This is a genomic window from Pantoea sp. Lij88, assembly GCF_030062155.1.
In the GTDB taxonomy this organism is placed as follows: Bacteria; Pseudomonadota; Gammaproteobacteria; order Enterobacterales; family Enterobacteriaceae; genus Pantoea.
The window spans coordinates 81,769-100,031 of sequence record NZ_CP118268.1 but is presented as its reverse complement, the minus strand read 5'-3'; the positions used below and the strand labels follow the sequence as shown (position 1 = coordinate 100,031).

16 protein-coding genes are annotated in these 18,263 nt (G+C 54.4%); 6 read left to right on the top strand and 10 right to left on the bottom strand.

Annotated features, from left to right (window positions below):
- Positions 1-4: 4 nt before the first annotated feature.
- Complete coding sequence (locus PU624_RS03610) at positions 5-1,588, bottom strand: sensor domain-containing diguanylate cyclase (RefSeq protein ID WP_283545190.1); 1,584 nt, start codon at positions 1,586-1,588, stop codon at positions 5-7.
- 207 nt (positions 1,589-1,795) lie between these two features.
- Between PU624_RS03610 and PU624_RS03605 the strand changes: the two genes are divergently transcribed.
- Positions 1,796-1,972: a hypothetical protein gene (locus tag PU624_RS03605; RefSeq protein WP_283545189.1), complete on the top strand. Its 177-nt coding sequence runs from the start codon at positions 1,796-1,798 to the stop codon at positions 1,970-1,972.
- A gap of 14 nt (positions 1,973-1,986) precedes the next feature.
- Here PU624_RS03605 and PU624_RS03600 read toward each other — a convergent pair whose 3' ends face one another.
- On the bottom strand, positions 1,987-2,196 hold the full coding sequence (locus PU624_RS03600; RefSeq protein WP_283545188.1) for a hypothetical protein: 210 nt from the start codon (positions 2,194-2,196) through the stop codon (positions 1,987-1,989).
- Positions 2,197-2,595: 399 nt separating this feature from the next.
- Between PU624_RS03600 and PU624_RS03595 the strand changes: the two genes are divergently transcribed.
- A complete protein-coding gene (locus PU624_RS03595) occupies positions 2,596-3,507 on the top strand; it encodes a GNAT family N-acetyltransferase (RefSeq protein WP_283545187.1) in 912 nt (303 codons plus the stop codon).
- Positions 3,508-3,509: 2 nt separating this feature from the next.
- On the opposite strand, the gene PU624_RS03590 is transcribed toward PU624_RS03595, so the two are convergent.
- The gene (locus tag PU624_RS03590) at positions 3,510-3,755 is read right to left on the bottom strand and encodes a hypothetical protein (RefSeq protein ID WP_283545186.1); all 246 of its coding nucleotides are present in this window, start codon (positions 3,753-3,755) and stop codon (positions 3,510-3,512) included.
- A 229-nt stretch (positions 3,756-3,984) separates the two neighbouring features.
- Between PU624_RS03590 and PU624_RS03585 the strand changes: the two genes are divergently transcribed.
- The 4 genes from PU624_RS03585 to PU624_RS03570 all read left to right on the top strand — a co-directional run bounded on the left by PU624_RS03585 (position 3,985) and on the right by PU624_RS03570 (position 7,763).
- A complete protein-coding gene (locus PU624_RS03585) occupies positions 3,985-4,518 on the top strand; it encodes an SRPBCC family protein (protein ID WP_283545185.1) in 534 nt (177 codons plus the stop codon).
- The gene (locus PU624_RS03580; RefSeq protein WP_283545184.1) at positions 4,519-5,685 is read left to right on the top strand and encodes a zinc-dependent alcohol dehydrogenase; all 1,167 of its coding nucleotides are present in this window, start codon (positions 4,519-4,521) and stop codon (positions 5,683-5,685) included.
- A gap of 319 nt (positions 5,686-6,004) precedes the next feature.
- Positions 6,005-6,550 carry a chorismate mutase gene (locus tag PU624_RS03575; protein WP_283545183.1) on the top strand — a complete coding sequence of 182 codons (546 nt, stop codon included), beginning with the start codon at positions 6,005-6,007 and terminating at the stop codon, positions 6,548-6,550.
- 22 nt (positions 6,551-6,572) lie between these two features.
- Positions 6,573-7,763, top strand: coding sequence for a cytochrome P450 (locus tag PU624_RS03570; RefSeq protein WP_283545182.1), 1,191 nt, complete (start codon positions 6,573-6,575; stop codon positions 7,761-7,763).
- Between the two features lie 33 nt (positions 7,764-7,796).
- On the opposite strand, the gene PU624_RS03565 is transcribed toward PU624_RS03570, so the two are convergent.
- From PU624_RS03565 to PU624_RS03535, 7 genes are all read right to left on the bottom strand, one after another.
- Positions 7,797-8,801, bottom strand: coding sequence for a substrate-binding domain-containing protein (locus tag PU624_RS03565; RefSeq protein ID WP_283545181.1), 1,005 nt, complete (start codon positions 8,799-8,801; stop codon positions 7,797-7,799).
- 29 nt (positions 8,802-8,830) lie between these two features.
- Positions 8,831-10,246: a sucrose-6-phosphate hydrolase gene (locus PU624_RS03560; protein ID WP_283545180.1), complete on the bottom strand. Its 1,416-nt coding sequence runs from the start codon at positions 10,244-10,246 to the stop codon at positions 8,831-8,833.
- Entirely contained in the window at positions 10,246-11,616 is a 1,371-nt protein-coding gene (locus PU624_RS03555; RefSeq protein ID WP_283545179.1) for a sucrose-specific PTS transporter subunit IIBC, read from the bottom strand. Before PU624_RS03555 ends, PU624_RS03560 begins: the two co-directional genes overlap by 1 nt.
- A gap of 67 nt (positions 11,617-11,683) precedes the next feature.
- The gene (locus tag PU624_RS03550; RefSeq protein WP_283545178.1) at positions 11,684-13,198 is read right to left on the bottom strand and encodes a carbohydrate porin; all 1,515 of its coding nucleotides are present in this window, start codon (positions 13,196-13,198) and stop codon (positions 11,684-11,686) included.
- 160 nt (positions 13,199-13,358) lie between these two features.
- Complete coding sequence (gene cscK / locus PU624_RS03545; RefSeq protein ID WP_283545177.1) at positions 13,359-14,285, bottom strand: fructokinase; 927 nt, start codon at positions 14,283-14,285, stop codon at positions 13,359-13,361.
- Between the two features lie 218 nt (positions 14,286-14,503).
- Complete coding sequence (locus PU624_RS03540) at positions 14,504-15,475, bottom strand: ParB family protein (RefSeq protein ID WP_283545176.1); 972 nt, start codon at positions 15,473-15,475, stop codon at positions 14,504-14,506.
- Complete coding sequence (locus tag PU624_RS03535; RefSeq protein WP_283545175.1) at positions 15,472-16,674, bottom strand: AAA family ATPase; 1,203 nt, start codon at positions 16,672-16,674, stop codon at positions 15,472-15,474. The genes PU624_RS03540 and PU624_RS03535 overlap by 4 nt, the downstream gene beginning before the upstream one ends.
- Positions 16,675-18,263 lie beyond the last annotated feature (1,589 nt).

Here is an 18,263-nt window from a genome sequence, read left to right as displayed (position 1 = left end):
AATCTTACCTGTCCGGCTCAAATGCGCTGAAGCCGTCTGGCCCGGCAATCATCACCGTATTACGTCCGGCCGCTTTTGCCTCGTAGAGCGCCTCATCGGCACGCCGAAGCAGAGCCTCGCGATCGCCAGCCTGTTCACCCCGTGAAGCCACCCCGGCGGATATCGTCATCGTACCCGCAAACGGGAAGGTGGTTGTGCTGACGGTCTCACGAATGCGTTCCGCAGTGTGGGCGGCATCCACCAGCGAGGTGTGCGGCAGCAGCAGAATAAACTCCTCGCCTCCAAACCGGCTGACAATATCGCCGGTGCGGCAGAGCTGGCGCAGTAACGCCGCCAGACTCACCAGCACCGCGTCACCCGCGTCATGCCCGTACCAGTCGTTTATCTTCTTGAAATGGTCAATATCAATGGCGATGACGCACTGTGCCTGGTCGCTGTCTGACTGCGTCGCCAGCGCCGAAAATCCGCGTCGGTTGCAAAGCCCGGTCAGCGGATCGGTCATCGCCTCATCGTTCAGCGCAGCCATATGGCCTGCTACCGCATGGCGATGCTCCTGCACCGCTTCTTTGAGCCTGTCAGCCTCGTAATACCAGGTTTTAACCGTGGCGAGCGATTCTGCCTGCGCTTCGCTGCCGCCATCGCGCACCCTGTCCGCCAGCTTTTCCAGTGGAGAGGCGATTCGCCCCGCCATAAAAGCAATCACGCCCGCTGTCACGATGATAATGCCCAGAACGAACCAGATGGCGCTTTCCGCCGTGCGCATCAGAATATGCCTGACCGTTTCAGAGGTGCCGGTAATAAACACGTTCCAGCCGGTCTTGTGCAGCGTGCCATAACCGGTGAGGTAATTTTGTCCGTCATTCTCCAGCGTGAAGTGCCCGCTTTCCGTGGTGGCTAGCCGCTTCTGAAGTGCCAGGCTCAGCAGCATCTTTGTGCCGACCAGCGCCGGGTCGTGACTGAATATTATCAGCCCTTCATTGCTGACCACGCTGACCGTCGAGCCTTTAGTGTAAAAATGCTGGCTCAGGATCTCACTTAGCATGCTCTGTTTTTTGAGGTAGATGGTGCCCCCAATGTAGCCCAGGTAATGGCCCTGTTCGCTGAACAGCGGCTGAGATAAAAACACCACATAGTTACCGGCGGCAGAGGTAAAGGGCGCGGAGATAAAGGGCTTCTGGGTCGCAATCGCCTGCAGGCTGGCAGCTGAGTGCAGCTTCACGCCAATCAGGTTCAGGCTATCAGGTGAGATTGCCGCAATGATGGCATCATGATTCACCACCACCACCGAGTTGAAAAAGCCCGACTGCATTCGCAGACGTTCGGCCTCTCCTTCGAGCCGTTGAGTATTGCTCAGATCCCGGATCTGCGAGGCACTCCAGGCCAGTTCACGTTGCGCAGTCGCCAGGTAACGGTCGGTGGTGTCAGCCAGCTTCCGGGCATAGGCAATGTTCCCCTCAAGCAGGCTGTCTTCGATATTGGCCTTCTGAAACAACAGCAGCGCGCTCAGCAGAAGACCGGAGGTCAGAATGACGCCCCCGATGGAGAGTAAAGTCAGCAGCGAACGAAGGCGCATTTTTTGATGGAGCATTGCGGTCAGGATCCGGATTAAGTGTCATCTGAGTGTAACAGTTGACGTTTCGGGTCAAGGGGGGAACAGACGGGACTTTATAGTGGATCCCCGCGTATTGCCCACCGCAGCACAAAATCGCAGGGCGTTACATAAAGCAGGTTTTAGCGTTCACAGAGCCATGACAAACATCAGCCGTAAATGATTAAGGGGCAGTAATGAGACTGAATGAGCCAGGATAAGCGCGGAGAACTCACTATTATTATCACCGCCCGCGATGAGTACGCTTTCCGCACGCTGGAAATAACGGGGCAGGCTCTGCCCCGTTTATCATTACCACTAAAAATCGCGTCGGACAGTTTAATTAAATTAGCGTCAGTAACAGGCAATAATGAATATGCATAATCATTTAAACTGCTTTAACGCCAGAACGCTTTAATATAAGAACGGCTGCTGAGTCTTTTAATAAAATGATGCGGGCAGGCATAACGATGCCCTTCCCACTCCAGATTAAACCACTGAAATTCATCATCTTTAATTTTTTCGAGCAGGGTCATTGCCTGCATAGGCGTCTGAAAAGCATAAGCTTTCATCACGCCCTCTTTGGTGCATAAATCAATATGAACCATGTAACCCCCGGGTGTTAAAAAGATCGGACATTTTATAATTATTGAACATCCTCTTTAGCATAATCCATTTATTGCCTGCCGATTATCTGATTCCGTAATATTTACGTAAAAATTAAGTTTCGTATTTCTCATTTATTATTTTGGGCAACTTCTTCTTATTCCATCAATTAATTTGACCATCTGTTTCTGAGCCGGCCCAGGCAGAATACATCTTTATCCCTTTAAGCCCGCGCGGCTCTCATGCAGCAGGGAAGGAATAGCACTGGCTGACAGGTTGAGATGGTCATAAACAGAGCACATCGTTTACACTCTTTGCAGCCTCATCTGCAATCCGGCAACGGTGCTGACAGAACGCGGAGAGAGGCAGGAGATTACTGACGGCGGGCAATAAGGAATCTTATGCTGGATTATATGGTGTCGCTCTACCGTACTGTTCCTGTCTCATCTGACTGTCTCAGCGACTGGCTTGCCAGCTGGCTGGCGCAGCAGCAGACCCGATGTCACGATCATCATTTCTCCGCCAACTTTCCCTGGCGTGAAACCGGTCTGCCCCAGCACACCTTTTTGCAGCGCGAACTGACGGTTAATGGCCAGCGTTATCTTACCGGGCCACGTTATCTGGGGGGCGATCCTGCCCAGCCTTTTATTGAGATTGTTGCCCGCGATGGACCCATCGATTATGCGGTTGCCAGCGCCATCATGCAGGCGTGGCAGCCGCTGAAACCTTTAAAGCTGCGCATCCTGTTGCCCGCAAGCCATCCCGACATCGGCTTAAACGATCAACTGATATTCATCAGCGATTCGGCTAAACACGCCCTGCCCCCCGACGAAGACATTTCACTGGTAAAGGCTGGACGGAGAGATTTTCCCGCCTGTCTTCAGGCGATTAATCACGCCTATCGCGCCAGCTGGCACACGCTGCCGCATCTGCGCGATCAGCTGATGGCAACCAGCAAACAGGAATTGCGGGAGGATATCGCCGGGGGACATGTTCTTTTGATTGTCTGGCAGGACATGGTGGCTGGATTGATGATTTGCGTTCCCCGGCGACTGACCTTTATTGAGGGGTTTCAGATCATGGATGAAGTGATTATGCCCGCTTATCAGGGCCGTGGGCTCGCTGCGCGCGCTCAGCAGCGTTTACTGCAGCAGCTTAATCATCACTATGGTGAGAAGGCGTTGCTGACCGGCACCATTCTGCCCGGTAATACCCCTTCGCTGCGAAGTGCGCAAAATGCCGGGCGTCACTGCGTGCTGAAATATCAGTTTTTTACGCCTGCCGATTTAGCCCCAGACCTTGTCGTCATTTAACATCACCACAAGGCCAGCTCAATCAACTTGTCCTGTACGCTGTAAACGCGCTGTTTCAGATTCAGACTCTCTTCTGCGCTGATCCATTTTGCATCAAACGCACCGTTAATTTTTTCCAGGGCGATTTTGGTGCTGTTTTTTAGCCCTCTGTGCCAGTTCGCATCCGATCGGTTTGCCGCCTGTTTTTCCAGACTCTCAACCCATTCCGCGACGCTTTTACCACCGGCAGAAGCCTGAGATACCGACATATCACCCTCTTTTTGCTGCTAAAAACGCCCACACTGGCGGCGTCTATTATACCTGAACGCTGTCAGGCAGGGCCTCATCCTGTGCGGACGACCCGACACGCATCGTAAAACTTTTTCCGCATCGCTGACATGACTTGAATGGCGCGGCTTCGCTCGCAAAATCCCACCAGCTGTCCTTAACTCAACGTCAGTGAGTTTCGTTCCACTGAAAAAACTATCGGAGGAAGTTTTGACAACTCTATCAGAGACCACCACGGGTGATCATACCCTCACCCTGCGACGCTGGATTACTGTCGGTCTGCCCGCCACGGATCTTTTTGCACTGTGGCTGGATCCCGATACGCTGCCGCGCATCATGAGCCACTTCGCCAGCGTAACGCCGATTAACAAAAGCGATGCGCACTGGCAGATTCAGGGGCCGCTGGGTAAGCACTACCGCTGGGAGACCCGCATTATTGAAGCACAGCCGGGCGAAATTATCGCCTGGCGCTCCCTTGACGGTGCTGACATCCCCAATGAAGGTGAGCTGCGGATGCGCCCGGCGCCGGGTGACTGGGGCACTGAACTGGCGCTGACGCTGCACTTCACCCCGCCCGGTGGCGCGCTGGGAAAAAAGGTGACGACGTTGTTTGATCTGCTGCCGAAAGAGGTGGCCAGCAAAGCGTTACATCGCTTTAAAAGTCTGGCTGAGACCGGTGAAATCCCAACGCTGCAGGGGCAGCCTGCGGGCCGCCATAGCGAACGTCAGGATAAGGAGGTGTAAATGCGCGCACTCTGCTGGAATGGTGTTAACGATTTAAGCGTTGAAACCGTGGCCGATCCCGGCCTGATCAATCCCCACGACGCGATCATTCGCGTCAGCCTTACCACCACCTGCGGCTCCGATCTGCACGTGATTGACGGCCTTATCCCGAGTATGCGGGAGGGCGACATCCTGGGTCATGAATTCATGGGCGAGGTGGTGGAAGTCGGCAGCGCGGTAAAAAATATCCGGCGCGGCGATCGGGTGGTGGTGCCCTCCTTTATCTCCTGTGGCTCCTGCTGGTATTGCCAGCATCAGTTGCCTTCCTGCTGTGACAATACTCACCCGCAGTGGGAGAAAGGCGAAACGGTGCTGGGCCATGCGACAGGTGGCATTTACGCTTACAGCCACGCATTTGGCGGGTATGCCGGCTCACACGCTGAATATGTTCGTGTGCCTTTTGCCGACAATGATTGTTTCGTGGTGCCTGAAGGCGTCACCGATGAGCAGGCGCTGTTTCTCTCCGATGCGGCCCCAACCGGCTATATGGGGGCCGATTTCTGTAATATTCATCCGGGTGACACGGTGGTGGTCTGGGGCTGTGGCGGCGTCGGCCTGATGGCGCAGCAAAGCGCGTGGCTCATGGGGGCACATCAGGTGATCGGTATTGATCGCTATCCTGAACGACTGGCTATGGCACGCGACTTTGCGGGCAGCCTGACGCTGGATTACACCAAAGTCGATGTTAACGAAGCGCTGCTGGAATTAACCGGCGGGCGCGGCCCGGACAGCTGTATTGATGCGGTCGGTATGGAGGCGCGTGGCGAAGGGTTAAGTCAGGTCTATGACAAGACGAAACAGATGCTGCATCTTGAAACAGATGTCGGCGCGGCGTTGCGTCAGGCACTCTATAGCTGCCGTAAAGGCGGTAACATCGCCATTCTCGGGGTGTATGGTGTGATGGATAAGTTCCCGCTGGGACTGCTGATCAACAAGAGCCTGACCATTCGTACCGCCCAGCAGCATGGGCAACGTTATATGCATCGTCTGCTGGAACATGTTGCCAGAAACGAACTGAATCCGGCTTTTATGGCAACGCATCGCTTCCCGCTGGAAGAAGCCCCACGGGGCTATGAGATGTTCAAGCACAAAGAAGATGGCTGCGTTCGTGCCGTATTCGTTCCCTGACAGCACATAAACCCATTCGGGCGGCGCTGCCGCCCTGCCTGACCGCCCTTTTATCCTGCCAAAAAACCCTCTTATATTCCGGACGCGGAAAATCAGCTTACATGTCAGTCACCGTCATACTGAGCCTGATGCAACCGGCCATAATTTCATTCGCATATGAAGTTTTCATGAATTTAAAATGAAAAAACGCCTTTAAATGAGTTATCTGCGGGGATTCAGCAGACACCGACGCCTGTTCACATTTTGAAAACAAAATAATCACACACAGTGACATTTTCATGCCTAAATTAGTGCCAGTTTTTTTCAACGGAGCAGGCAAATGACTCACTTTGTGGCAATTTTTTTCTCTTCACTTTTTATGTGCAGTAACGTTTTTGCAGGTTCGGTTTCATCGGTTTCTCTTGGATCACTCTCCTCCGCATTAAACGAACGTATGCAGGTGATGAAAGCCGTAGCGGGTTATAAAGCACTGCATCATCTGCCCATCGAAGATCTGCCGCGCGAGCAGGTGGTGCTGGATCATATGCTGCAGAACGCTCAGCAGGCCGGGCTTGAGCCGCACTCCGTGGAGCCGTTTGTTCACGCGCTGATGAATGCCAGCAAAGCGATTCAGTATCGCTATCGGGCTGACTGGCTCTCAGCACCGGACAGTGGCCTTCCGGTCACGGATCTTGCCGAGACCCGCAAGCAGATAGAGCAGCTGGATACCCAGCTCCTGACGGCAATCAGCCAGCGCCTGATGACCGGCACCTTCTCGCAGGAGGACAAAGCGTTTCTGATGTCACAACTCACCGCTCCCCACCTCAGTGAAAGTGATAAAAACAGCCTTTTCGCTGCCCTTTCCCGCATTCAGCGTTTGCATTAATACTCAGGCAGCGGAGTAAGCTATGCAGCTTCATGAACTCATGAATCCCGACTACGCTGACAATCCCTTTCCGCTTTATCGGAAACTCCATAGGCAGGGACCGCTGATCCCTGCCGGAGATAAGATCATCATCAGCGGCAGTCACGCAGTGGTGGATGCCCTGCTGAACGATCGGCGGGTCGGTAAGAATTACATGGAAAGTGTCAGGCTGAGATTTGGTGATGACGCCGCCGATATGCCGCTGTTTCAGGGGATCAGCAGAATGTTTCTGGTGCTCAACGCGCCGGATCATAACCGGTTAAGAGCGCTGGTCATGAAGGCGTTCAGCGCCAGGGAGATTAAACCCCTCAGGGAGATGGCGCTGACGGTCGCTCATGAACTGGTGGATAAGGTGGCAGACCGCCGCACCTGCGATCTGGCTCAGGCTTTCGCTTTTCCGCTACCGGTGCGCATCATCTGCAGGATGCTGGATGTCCCGGAGTCGGATGCACCTGAACTGGGCCGTCTTACCTCCGCGCTGGTCAACGTTTTTGACCCGCAAATCAGCCAGGCGGATCTGCTGGAAGCCGCTGACGCGTTTGCCGTGCTGGAAAGTTATTTCAGCGCACTGATTGTCTCCCGCCGTGAGAGCAACGCCAGTGATCTGGTGTCGCTTTTTCTGCGCAGCGGCAGTGATGGCGACCGGCTAAGCCACGATGAGATCATCGCCAATGTGATACTGCTGTTTATAACCGGTCATGAAACTACGTCAAATATGCTCTGCAACACCCTTCTGGCTCTGCATGACCATCCCCAGGAACTGGCGTGTCTGAAGCAGAATCATGCACTGATACCCAATGCCATAGAGGAGTGTCTGCGTTACGACAGTTCGGTGCAGTTGCTCAACCGCACCACTCTGGAAGAGCTTGAGGTCGCCGGTCAGCTCATCCCGCCCGGAACCCGCTTCTTTCTGAGTCTGGGTGCAGCCAATCACGATCCGCTGGTCTTTACCTCGCCGGAGCGGGTGAATATCCGGCGGCATGAGGGACGCTGTCTGGCATTCGGCGGCGGGATCCATCACTGCATGGGCTACCGGCTGGCGCTGGCGGAAATGGAGATGGCGTTAGAAGTCTTGCTGACAAGATTGCCAGAGATGCAGCCCGTGACTGCTGGCGTTCGCCGCAATCACAGGGCCAATCTGCGCGGCGTCAGCGCCCTGCCGGTTGAGTGGTGAGGTAACGATTGCCGGGTCAGAAGCGCCCGGCGATTAGCCGCGAAGCCGCAGCGTGGCTGGCAGGATGAGCTGGCTGTTGACCGGATCCTCTCCCGCAATCATCGTGGTCAGCATCGAGAAACAGGCCTGCGCGAGTGCCGGAACATTCTGCTCTACTGTGTCGATCGGAATGGAGAGGGAGTCATAGAGATAGTGGTCATCGAAACTGGCGATACGGATGTCACTGGTCAGCAGGTTATGCTCGCTCATGTAGCGCAGCACCCCTTCCAGCAGGCCGCAGGCGGCGGTAAACATCGCTTTAGGTGGACGCCCCAGCCGATCACAGAGCGCGGCAAACATCTCATAGCCACTGCCAGGATGGTAATCACCCTGAATAATCCACTCCGGCTGCAGCGTCACGCCCGCCCGCGTCAGTCCCTCTCTGAATCCCGCCAGACGATCCTGGGTCGGGGAGAGTTCGGACTGTCCGCCCATAAAGTAAATCTCCTCCGGACAGGCGCGAGCCAGCTTTTCAACCAGCTCAGCAGTCGGCGTCACTGAGTCAGTGATGACCCACGGCAGCGTCGTGTTGTTCATGTGGCGGTCAAACAGCAGCACCGGCAGCTGTTCGCTGAGGCTGACGTAGTCGCTGTCGCTCAGCATACTGGAGGCGACAATCAGCCCGTCAACCTGACGCGCCACCAGGTTGTTGACCACGGCCATCTCCTGACCGGCATTTTCGTCGGTGCAGGAGATCAGCAGCTGCAGACCAGCTGCGCGACAGAGATTTTCCAGCGCATGAGAAAAGGCCGCAAAACCGTGGTTGGTGATTTCCGGCACCACCAGCCCCAGCGTATGACTGCGGGCGTCATGCAGCATCCGGGCGTGGATGCTGGGCTGATAATGGTGTTCGCGGGCCAGTGTCAGAACCCGCTCACGCGTCTCCTTCGCGACCCGTAACTCTTCACCACGGCCGTTGAGCACCAGGCTGGCAGTGGCTTTTGAAACCCCAGCCAGCCCGGCGATGTCACTGATGGTAACGCGTTTTGTTTTTCTCACGGCAAGGCATCGGTTAATGAAACAAGCGCTTATTCTACCATGCAGCGACGTAACGACCAGTAGCGGGCCTGCACTTCTGCGTACCCGCGCAGAGTCAGCAGCGCCGGCTGGTCCGGAAAATAGCGGCTGCTCATCACCCCTTTCCCCTCGTTGATGAAGATCTCAACGCTGGAGTGGTCACACAGGATCTGCAACCGGCGGGCTGCGCCGGACCAGTAGCGGTATGTCCATTTTCCCGTCACCAGGCTACGACGGGCCAGCCGCAGTTCATTCTGCTGCCACGTCAGGATCAGCGTATCGGCAAAGTTGAGTTCGATGTCGCCCTGACTTTCCAGCTCTAACTCCAGCTCCAGCCGCTGCGCGCCGATCGGCGGTGCATCATCGGCCCGACCCTTATAGTGTTGCTCTCCCTCCCGCAACGCCTGCAGTTCCGCAATTGGCTGCTGAAAGAGCCGGCCGTTGCGTGAGCTGAGTTCACGCACGCAAGTCATCTGATGGATCCAGCCCTGTGCGACGGTTGGCTGGGCCATCTCTTCACCGTCCGGCGTCCCCATCCAGCCCACCAGCAGACGCCGGCCATCCGCGGTCAGCGTGGTCTGCGGCGCATAAAATTCAAACCCGGCATCCATTTCGTTCAGCGGGCCGTGCTGATAGGCGGGCTGCTGATAATCCAGTGAGCCACTCAGCCAGGCGCAGGCGTGACTGTTCAGATAACGCTTCTCTTCGGGCGCGACGCCCTGCGGACAGCAGATCAGATATGTGCTGTCGCCAAGCGTGAACATATCCGGGCACTCCCACATGTAGCCTGCGGCGTCCAGACCGCCCCGCTCACTGCCCGCAATCTCGCCGAGGTTCTCCCACTCCCGCAGCGTCTCAGAACGCAACAGCAGTACCCTGCCCTGCAGTTGGCTATTCTGCGCGGCCAGTACCATGTACCAGTGATCTTCGTGACGCCACACTTTGGGATCGCGAACGTGGCCGGTGTAGCCCTCCGGCACGCCGATGACCGGGCCGAGTTTGTCAAAACCGCCCGCGCTGTTCTGCTGCGCCAGGCACTGCCACGCAGTCCGCGAGCCATCATCGAACTTTACATTGCCGGTGTAGATCAGCGTCAGCACCCCGTTATCGTCTACCGCGCTGCCGGAGTAGCAGCCGCTGCGGTCATATTCCTCATCCGGCATCAGGGCGATGGGCTGATGCTCCCAGTGCAGCAGATCGGCTGAGCGCCAGTGTCCCCAGCATTTATGCTGATGCGCACAGCCCAGCGCGTTCCACTGGTAGAAGAGATGATAGTGACCGTCGAAATGGATGAAGCCGTTGGGATCGTTAAGCAGCCCGGTTACCGGCGCCAGATGCCAGCCGGGGTAGTGGCTGTCGCTGAGCGCCTTTGGCATACCTTGCATCACCGCCTGCAGAATGGCGGCAAGACGTGTTGATGAGGCCATTATTCTGAATCCGTTTTGTATTTGAGCAGATAAGAGATCACAAACGCGGTTGTGAACGCGATTGCCATGCCAATTACATAATTGAGCAGAGAGCCCGCCTGCACAATCGCCATGCCCGGCAGACCGGTCAGCCCGACCGCAGTCATATAGACGTGTACTGAGACGACCCAGGCGCCACCCAGCGCGCCACCGACTAATCCGGCGATAAAGGGTTTCATAAACCGCAGGTTAATACCAAAAATGGCCGCCTCGGTGATCCCCAGCAGCGCTGAAAACGCGGAGGGCAGCGAAATCGCTTTGATCTTCGCATCGCGGGTTTTGAACCACACAGCCAGACAGGCACCGCCCTGCGCCACGTTCGCCATTGCCCAGATTGGCAACAGGAAGTTCACGCCAATCGAAGGATTACCCAGCAGCCCCGCTTCAATCGCATGGAAGCTGTGATGGACGCCGGTGATGACAATCACCGAATAGAGCCCGCCAAATACCAGTCCTGCCAGCCAGCCGGCATGCGCAATCAGTGTGCTGAGGACAAATGAGATGCCATCACCCAACATACGACCCGCGGGTCCGATAATCAGGAGCGCAATGAAACCGGAGATAATCACCGTCAGGAACGGCGTCAGGATCAGATCAAGCGCATCCGGGATGACCCGACGCAGCTGCTTTTCCAGCATACTCATAAACCACACCGCCAGCAGCACCGGGAATACCGTGCCCTGATAGCCAATCATCGCCACTTCAATGCCGAAGAAGTTCATAGTGTGGAAACCGGCTGCGACGCCCCAGGCATTGGTCAGCGCCGGGTGTGTCAGAATGCCGCCCAGGGTCGCGCCCAGAAACGGGTTACCGCCAAACTCGCGGGCTGCAGTAAAGCCAATCAGGATCGGCAGGATGATGAAGGCCGCCGAGCTGCACATATCCAGCATGATATAGAGCGCATTTTCCGGATTGACCCAGCCGTAGGTTTTGACCATCCCCAGCAGGCCCATCAGCAGACCTGATGCCACAATCGCCGGAATGATCGGCACAAAGATATTCGACAGCAGGCGGGCAATGCGCTGGAAAGGATTAAGCTTACGCGCTGCAATATCAGCGGCCTCAGACTTGCTCGATTCGCTGATACCCGCCTCGGCGATAAAGGCGGCGTAGACCTTGTTCACTACCCCGGTACCGAAGATAACCTGAAGCTGTCCCGCATTGCGGAAGCAGCCTTTAACGCCTTCAATCCGGCCAATCGCAGTGGTGTCCGCTTTCTCATCATCTGCCAGCACCAGCCGCAGCCGGGTCGCACAGTGAGCCGCGCTGGCGATGTTCTCTTTGCCACCCAGCAGCGGCAGCAGGGCCCGCGATATTTTTACATAGTCCATACATACCTCAGTCTTGTTATGTTTTTATCCGCGTATTACTGAGGCCCCGGCATCCGGGGCCTCCCGGTCAGAACCAGGTTTCCATCTGTACGCCAAAGTTCCATTCGCCACCGGCGTCGAAGCCTTTACTGCCGAACGCGTCGTCACTGGCATAGTTATCCAGCCGGTGATCCCAGTTCATCCAGGTTGCAAACAGACGAATTTCAGGACGCTTAAGGAAGTCACCGACATCACCGGCTTTCAGGGTGGGTGCAACGGTGAGTTTGGTGAAGCTGCCGCTGACCGCATTACGGTTGTTGTAGCCTTCCGGACGCAGGTCCATGTACTGATAAGAGCCTTCATACTGCATCTCAAAGTTCCGGGTGATTTCCTGAATCAGGCGCAGGTTGACTGTCGCCCAGTCATAGCTGTCACCTTTGACGTAACGATCGTCACTGCGCTGGGCCAGCACGGCAGGCGCAATGTGCCAGCCACCGCCCAGCGGGGTAATACCGTAACTCGCCAGACGCCAGGTGTTCGCTTCCGGCAACAGTGCGCCATCAGATCCGATCGACTTCACCTCTGCACCCAGCCCATGGCCATAGAGCAGTGCCGTTTTCGATGTGCCCTCTGTCAGGCCATAAAAACTGTCGTTATGCAGGCCCAGCAGCGCATGTACGCCGGTTTCTGCCGCATCGTTTTTGACTCTGAGCCCGTCGATATCACGGCGATCATCGTTATCTTTCGCCCGCATACCGCTGATCATCATCTGCACCGGGCCGACAAAGTTATTCAGCGACAGGATGTAGTTCTGCGCGGTGTTTTCATTGTTTTCGATGTCGCCAAAGGTGCGGCCATACAGCGATATGTTGCTGCGCGCCTGATCGCTCCATTTCATGTCGTAAATACCGGCACCGGTACCGGCAAGGAACACCACATCGGAGTCGATCCAGTGAATATCAAAGTTATCACGATCAAAACGCTTACCGGCCCACACCGTTGCGTTATCGAACGCGCCGGTGAAAGTCGGAAGCTGACCGAGCTCAACAAACGCCTGACGCAGGTTGAGATCGCTGCTGGCAGCCGTCCAGTCGTTGTAAGTGCGCTGTCCATCGGCCAGCATCGCTTTGAAGCGGGTGGTGGCGCCATTGTCCAGCGTCTGCTTATGTTCGAGATTGAGTTCAACGTAAGTATCCGGCTCATTACCCAGACGCCCGACGTGACCGCCGGTTTCTCCAGCCGGGGTGACTGTCGGTCCCCCCTGCGTTTTGGCGGCTGAGCTGTTCATCAGCAATCCGGAACGGGCATAACCGTGAAACTCAAAGCCCCCTTCATCGGCAGATTTTTGTTCCAGCTTCGCGGTGCGCTGAGCGACTTCAGCGGTGGAGGTCTGGTTCTGTTGCTGTATTGCCGCCAGCTGCTGAGCCTGCTTCTCGGCGACCTCAGCGCGGGTTTCGGCGGCATTTGCCCGCTGCTCGGCTGCCTGCAGTCGCTGCTCCATCGCCGCAAGGCGTGCTTCGATGCTGCTCATGCTGGGATCGGCCCAGACGGATGTGGAAAGGAATAGCGTAGAGAGGGCGACTGCTAACGTGCTTTTTTTCATTTTTTTATATCCCTGAGGAGAGGCTATCATCACCGGTCTTTTTTGCTAAACCGGTTTAGGCGCAAATCATAGCCACGGGTAATTTCCCTCTGCAATGAAAATTGCTAAACCGGTTTAGTGATTGTGAGATAGCTCGCAAAACAGGGCTGTTGCAGGACGTTTAGCCGGCCAGATCGTCAAGCTGGTGGAGCCATGGAAGTGCTGTCATGGCACCTTTCGCCGTGGTTGCCAGTGCGCCACAGCGTTGTGCACTGGCAAGACAAATGGCCAGCTGCGATTCATCGGCAGGCAGACCCGACTTCGCCAGTCCCCAGAGTAATCCGGCCACGAAGGCATCACCTGCGCCGGTCGTGTCGACGCTGTCTACCGGTGTGGTGGCATGGTGGGTTATCTGGCCCTGATAGCAGGCCATCACCCCTTCCCTGCCCCGCGTCACCAGTAATAAGCGAATGCTGAATCGCGCGGCCAGCTGCGGGATACTGTCGGCCGGTTCCTGACCCGGACAGAGAAAATCGAGTTCCTCGTCGGAGAGTTTGACCACATCGGCATGACGGAGCGCCTCGTTCACCACCGCATGCAGCTGTGCCGGATCGGGCCAGAGGTCTTCACGCAGATTTAAATCGAAGCTGACATGGCCGCCTGCCGCACGGATCTGTTGCATTGCAGTCAGCGTCGCCCTCCGTGAAGGTTCAGCCGCTAAGGCAATCGAACAGCAGTGCAGCCACTCTCCACGCTGAAACGCGGGCAGGTCCGACGGTTCAAGAAACAGGTCGGCACTGGGCCGCACCATAAAGGTAAAGGAACGCTCGCCCTGCTCATCCAGTCCGACCACCACGGTTGAGGTGCGGTGCTGTGAATCGGCGATCATATAGCGGGTATCAACGTTCTCCTCACTGAGCGTCTGCCGCATAAACTCACCAAAGGGATCAGCGCCTACCCGGCCAATAAACCCGCTGTTTCCTTGCAGACGGGCAATTCCAACGGCGACATTAGCGGGTGCTCCGCCAGGGCACTGCATCAGGCGTCCCGGCATTTCGGGCAGTAAATCGACCACGGCATCCCCGAGGCACCATACGCGAACAGACATAAAAACTCCTCCGATTAATCCAGATAGCTAAACCGTTTTAGCTATAGCGTTAATCTGTGACGAGTTCAAGCGTTACCCTTCTGAAGTGATGGGTAATTAACAGAAGCGTCGATCTTTTGAAGGAGTCAGGCATGGAGGGGGCTTTACAGCTGCGGGCGATTAACACAAAAAAAACCGGCGCAGCGGCCGGTTCGGGTATCGGTGAAGCATAGTGAAGATTACTTCAGTGTAGAGAGTATCTGTCTGATCGATGCATCAATCTGTTCAGCTATCTCTTTTGGCAGACGACTGAATTCATACTGCACGGTGCGCTTCTCGTCATTGGTTTTACGACGCGCATAGGTATTGGCCGTGGTAAACGTTGCCAGCTTTTCCGTCACCGTCTTGCTGACAGGCGCCGGTTTCTTTAACTGGCGACGCGCGCTTTTGAAGCCATTCAGGATAGCGCTCTTCTTCTCATCCGCATTGGCAGTTTGCAGGGAATCATCTGCATGCAGCCTTTGCTGGATCTCGCTGACCAGCGCAGAGACCTCTACCGCTTCCGCTTTCGCTTCTTCCCAGACATCAAGCAGCAACTGGTAATCCTGCAGGGTCAGCTCGGAGACGACCGGGAAAAGCTCGATAAACTCAGCGGGAACGGCTGCCGCCTGGAACGCACGCGAGACCTTCGCGTTAGAGATACCTTCTGCTTTAGCAATCTCCGATTTGCTCATGCCATTTTCGTTCATCAGCATAAAGCGCAAACCTAATTCTCGCAGGTTATGCTCTTTCGCTGTCTGAATATCCGCGGCCAGCTGACGCGCATCGCTGAGGCTCAGTTCATCCGCAGTGACCAGCACTTCCAGACTGGCACCGGAAAGAATGCATGCGGCGCGGCGGCGTGAGCCGTCCATGATCTCAATTTTGTCTCCGTTGACACGACCGATAGCCGGGAAAAACTGCTGCAGGGTAATGGTACGGGTGATCTCCTGGAGCGATTCCGGCGTCAGCGTGCTCTGGTCACGGCCGTTGATTTTGGGGTCAACGCTGGTTCGGGTTTCAATATCATCATGCAGGATGAGCTGGCGAACAAATGTCGCCTTCGCGCCCGACTTCAGCGTAAAGGTGCGCGACTGGCTGCTGCTGTCGATCATGTTCGCGATAGCAGAATCACCAAACTTGCGGCCAATGCGCTGTATAGGTTTGCTCACAGGGTACTCCTGATATATTCGATGCGGTCAAACACAGCCCGTGAGAACTGCTCGGCTTCATATTTAGCTTTGCGCAGCGCGTCCGCACTGCCCGGATAAGAGGAAGGATTGGCACTGATCACGGTATCGAAGGATTCGCCACAGCGCTCAAATCCATCCAGTCGCGGTAAGCTGCAATCCAGCATTGATTTGGTAAACACTTCGCGGGCATAGCTTTGCGAAGTCAGATGATCGTGTTTAGACGTCATTTTAGACATAAAGCCGATATTGGCTTTGAGTCGCGGTTCAATCCCTTCGGACTCGATTCGCTCCAGCATTTCCGGCAGGCGCGTCAGATACTTCATCGTGGAGTGGAAATCGACCTGCGCGGGTGGCGTCGGAGTCAGCAGCACATCACTGGCCGCAATCGCATTCAGCATGAAGGAATCCAGATGAGGGCCGGTATCGAGGAAGATAAAATCATAATCCCCCGCCAGACGATCAATCACGTTGCGACGCAATACTTCTGACGGTGCAACGCCAGGCAGATGCTCAGCCACAAGCTCTTCCCAGTCGCTGGCAACAAAACCATCATCGATTGAGGCAGGGATGACATCCACGCCTGGCATGACGGTTGGTTTGATAAACTGTGCACGAAGCTGGTCTGCATCAAGATCGTTCAGCATCGCCTGCGCTGCCGTTTCCAGAACGGAACCCACGCTGTTGGTGTGGCTCAGGAACATCGTGCTCGATGCCTGGGGATCTAAATCGATAACCAGAATACGCAGGTCGTTATGCAGCATAGAAGGATGCGCGCGCATACCGTGTGCCAGCGTGACAGTACTGACGGTTTTAGAGACGCCGCCTTTAAGGCTGACTACAAACACAACAAAGGGGCCATCGTGGCGATCGCGATATTTCGGCACTTTACGATGCGCATAGATGTCGACCACGTTCTCGATGGTCAGGGCGTACTGGGAGGTACTGCCGGTCTGTTTCTTACCAAACTGATAGCCTGCTGCTTCCATATCACCAATCGCGGCGACAACAGCGTGCTTACTCAGCAAGGGCATGTTGGCGACAGCATTGCGTGAGAAGGTCTGATAAAAACCGGTCTGGTTGAATTCCTGACGCTGCTGCTCAATGTGGTTACTCAGTCCGTGTAACATGGAATTGGCCCGTGTGGCCATTTCCAGCACTCCACCATAATCACGCTTCATAAGCCCCTCTGCGTTAATGTTTTTTGCATACTACACAAAAAGGGCATACCTGCCAATTTATTAGAAAAATGACAAAAACCTGGATTTTCTGGCACGGATGGTGAGATTGGGATGAGAGATACAGGTGATTTTGAAGGAAGAGGTTTTTGGCTGGACTGCTTCATATCCGCCGAAGTGAGTAAGTTGAAGAGATTCTGGATCGTGTCAGTAAAGCGGCTTTGAAGCGTTATGCGCGCTTTATTCCGGCTGACGACTATTATTAACGTGGCTTTTAAAGCAGGAGTCACCTGAAGATGTTCAGGGGGAATGCACGGTGTTTTCACCATGAAAATATCAGAAAAATTGTTTTAAATCAGATAAGTAGACGTGAAATCGGATGGTGAAAATTTGCTTTGAAAGAAGTATTACTATGCTCCTGCTTTTTGTCTGAAATGTGTATAGCTTCACTGCCTGCAGCTGGTTTACGCTCTGAGAGATATATACGACATCGAGTAAACAAATCAGAGATTACCGATTTCGTTCATTCACTTTGATCCTATCTGGCATACTCATCCATCTTATTCAGGCCTTCTTCATCATCATTCTGCACACTAAAGTTTCAGCATTGTTTAGAAGTAGTTCTCCATACTCAGGAGAATGATTCCGTTCTTTCTTCAGCCTGGGTTTGAGCAACCCTGTATAGCTCTATTCCAGCCAGTCACTCTGGAGTTTAATTTTAGAGCCACGAAGCAGTAATGCTTGTGAAAGAGGGGAGGGGGTGATTAGTCATAAAGCAGGCATTAAATCTCTAAAGATCATTTTATGATGGCCGGGAATGTCCGGATGCCTGTAATCATCTTTATGTTATTACCTGCCTGAACTCTTCACTCAGTTAACTCTGCATTTCTGGTTGTGAGCGATTAGAACACCTGGCTGATAATGATGTCATCTATGCTTCGCGTTTTCGTCAACAGCATTTTGGTGCTGATGGTTATCGTTTCCTGTCACTGAACTTTATTGTTCGACGTTTGTGCTCATGTGATGCTTATTACCTTTAATTTGCATATAAGCACTTCCGGAGATTATTTATACCCGTTCATCAGGAATGGTGTGCAGGATAGCTGATTGCGTGGTGTTTTCATCATGAAAATCATAAATAAATCCTTTAATATCAATAGTGTAAACCATTTTCTCCAGGGTGAAAATCCACTCGGAACGAACAGATTTTCACAGTCCTCAGTAAAAATCTAATAGCCTTATTACCAGAAAGGTTATTGATTAATGTCGAACGTGGTTATACCTGTGCTCTGTGTTAAACCGATTTTACAATTAACTTTCTGCTGAACAGCTGTTCGTCGCTGATCATGGCCTTACCCAACCAGTTAGAAAATCAGTTAGAAAATCAGCGCCATCTGCTATGCCTCCTTTTCCCGGTTGTGTCTGTTTTATCCCCGTTATCCACAGGTCAGATCCAATTGGTCGATCCTCAATAGATCAAATTGAGATCCTAAACAGATCCCCGCAACGTCTGAAGCCTTGGGACACAAGGCCTTAGAGGGTGTCAGTAACCACTGTAGCGAGAAGAATAACCACTATAGGGAGTATAACAA

Coding starts and splice junctions, on each gene's coding strand:
- PU624_RS03610 (WP_283545190.1), bottom strand. CDS start 1,588: ATGCTCCATCAAAAAATGCGCCTTCGTTCGCTGCTGACTTTACTCTCC.
- PU624_RS03605 (WP_283545189.1), top strand. CDS start 1,796: ATGAGCCAGGATAAGCGCGGAGAACTCACTATTATTATCACCGCCCGC.
- PU624_RS03600 (WP_283545188.1), bottom strand. CDS start 2,196: ATGGTTCATATTGATTTATGCACCAAAGAGGGCGTGATGAAAGCTTAT.
- PU624_RS03595 (WP_283545187.1), top strand. CDS start 2,596: ATGCTGGATTATATGGTGTCGCTCTACCGTACTGTTCCTGTCTCATCT.
- PU624_RS03590 (WP_283545186.1), bottom strand. CDS start 3,755: ATGTCGGTATCTCAGGCTTCTGCCGGTGGTAAAAGCGTCGCGGAATGG.
- PU624_RS03580 (WP_283545184.1), top strand. CDS start 4,519: ATGCGCGCACTCTGCTGGAATGGTGTTAACGATTTAAGCGTTGAAACC.
- PU624_RS03575 (WP_283545183.1), top strand. CDS start 6,005: ATGACTCACTTTGTGGCAATTTTTTTCTCTTCACTTTTTATGTGCAGT.
- PU624_RS03570 (WP_283545182.1), top strand. CDS start 6,573: ATGCAGCTTCATGAACTCATGAATCCCGACTACGCTGACAATCCCTTT.
- PU624_RS03560 (WP_283545180.1), bottom strand. CDS start 10,246: ATGGCCTCATCAACACGTCTTGCCGCCATTCTGCAGGCGGTGATGCAA.
- PU624_RS03555 (WP_283545179.1), bottom strand. CDS start 11,616: ATGGACTATGTAAAAATATCGCGGGCCCTGCTGCCGCTGCTGGGTGGC.
- PU624_RS03550 (WP_283545178.1), bottom strand. CDS start 13,198: ATGAAAAAAAGCACGTTAGCAGTCGCCCTCTCTACGCTATTCCTTTCC.
- cscK (WP_283545177.1), bottom strand. CDS start 14,285: ATGTCTGTTCGCGTATGGTGCCTCGGGGATGCCGTGGTCGATTTACTG.
- PU624_RS03535 (WP_283545175.1), bottom strand. CDS start 16,674: ATGAAGCGTGATTATGGTGGAGTGCTGGAAATGGCCACACGGGCCAAT.